2 protein-coding genes are annotated in these 1911 nt (G+C 43.0%); both read left to right on the plus strand.

The annotated features are described in order from the left end of the window. Positions 1-879: phage late control D family protein (locus ACFILL_RS09100; RefSeq protein ID WP_375643814.1), on the plus strand; the 879-nt coding region annotated here is incomplete at its 5' end. Then, a partial coding sequence (locus ACFILL_RS09105; protein ID WP_375643813.1) for a DnaB-like helicase C-terminal domain-containing protein occupies positions 836-1911 on the plus strand: 1076 nt, incomplete at its 3' end. The genes ACFILL_RS09100 and ACFILL_RS09105, both read left to right, overlap by 44 nt.

Raw genomic sequence — 1911 nt, forward strand, 5'->3', positions numbered from 1 at the left:
AATGATTTAGAGGTTCCCTCAAGCAATAGTGCGCTACAGGTGATCTTTGGTTATGAGAACAGCATCAGTGCATTTATGGGGTGTTTTGTTGTCGAATCGGTTGTAAGTTGTGGTGGCAGTGATGGAGAGATTTTGCGCCTTTGTGGCAAAAGTGCCTCGATGCGTAAAGAGCTCAAAGAACAGGTGAGTGAACATTTTGACCACAAAACTGTTGGTGAGATTGTTGAGACACTTGCCAAACGCCATGGCTATCAAGCAAAGGTCAGTCCTCAGTTCACCACACAAACTTTGCCTTATGTGATTCGTACAGATCAATCGGCGGTTGATTTTTTAACCCGCCTTGCCGATCGCATGCGGGCACGTTTTTTAATCAAAGACAATAAGTTTTTGTTTTTAAGCGGAGATAATTTACCAGCATTAGCAATCCATAAGTACGACTGTTCCAACTGGGAATTTACGTTAGAGCCACGTACGCAATATGGCACCATTGAAGCTTCTTATTTTGATCGCTCAAAAGGGCAGCAATGCCAAGTCAAACATCAGACAGGGTTTAGCGGTCCCGTGCGGCGTTTGCGGACTTGTTACACTTGTGAGGAGGAAGCACGAGCTGCTGCTGCTTCCGAGTCGGACAGGTTGTGTCGTGCTGTAGGCAGTGGTTCTTTGACCCTTGAGGGACGCCCTGAAATCATGGCGGATCAACCTCTCATCCTTCAAGGGTTTCGTGGGCAAATCAATGGTCCATGGAAAGCCGCGACCGTCACCCACTGCTATGAGAAGCAAAGTGGATATACCACAGAAATCACCTTTGAGGCACCAAACAAGGGAAAAGAAAGCAATGAGAACACTGAACATGCTAAAAACAGAAAATCCAAGAGATAATTTTGCTTCTTCTTTTCGTCAACTTCCCCATAATATTGAAGCAGAGCAGGCATTACTTGGAGCAATCCTGATTAATAATAATGCACTCGATCGCGTTTCAGACTTTCTCAAAGCAGAACATTTTTTTGAAACGCTACACCAAAAGATCTTTGAGATTGTCTTACAAATTATTCAAAATGGTCATCTTGCAAACCCCATTACAATCAAGCCCTATATCCAAATGGAAGAAAAAATTGGAGATATTACTGTATACCAGTATGTTGTTCGCTTAGCCACAGAGGCAGTCACTATTATTAACACTGAAGATTATGGACGCGTTATTTACGATCTTTTTATCCGCCGGTCTTTGATTAATCTTGGCAATGAAGTTGCCAATACAGCTTTTGATGCTCCTGTAGAGCTCACGCCTACCCAACAAATTGAAACGATTGAAAATCAGTTATTTGAGCTCGCCGAAAAAGGGAAATACGGGGGTGGGTTTGAAAACTTTGATACAGCCATTGCAAAAGCACTTAACATGGCAAGCGCTGCAAAAAAGCGTTCCTCACAGCTTTCTGGGATAGCTACCCATATCAAAACCCTTGATGAGAAAATGGGAGGATTACAAGCATCTGACTTAATTATCATAGCTGGACGCCCTGGGATGGGGAAAACCTCACTGGCGACCAATATTGCTTTTAATATTGCCAATGCTTGTAAGCGTGATAACAGCCAAGAAAATGAAGGGGGCATTGTAGGTTTCTTCTCACTTGAGATGTCAACAGAACAGCTTGCAACTCGTATTATCTCAGAACAAATAAAGGTTTCTTCTTCTGATATGCGTCGTGGTAATATCTCAGAAGAGCAATTTACCAACATCATTTACGCAATGCGTTCCTTACAAACAATCCCTCTTTATATTGATCAAACGGGGGGTGTATCCCTTGCACAATTGTCCGCCCGTGCAAGGCGTCTCAAACGACAACATGGTCTAGATGTCTTGATTATCGATTATATCCAACTCATGACAAGCGGTTCAAAGCGTTCATTAGA

Origin of the sequence: Bartonella sp. AP20NXHL, assembly GCF_042196165.1 — a bacterium.
Lineage (GTDB): Bacteria > Pseudomonadota > Alphaproteobacteria > Rhizobiales > Rhizobiaceae > Bartonella.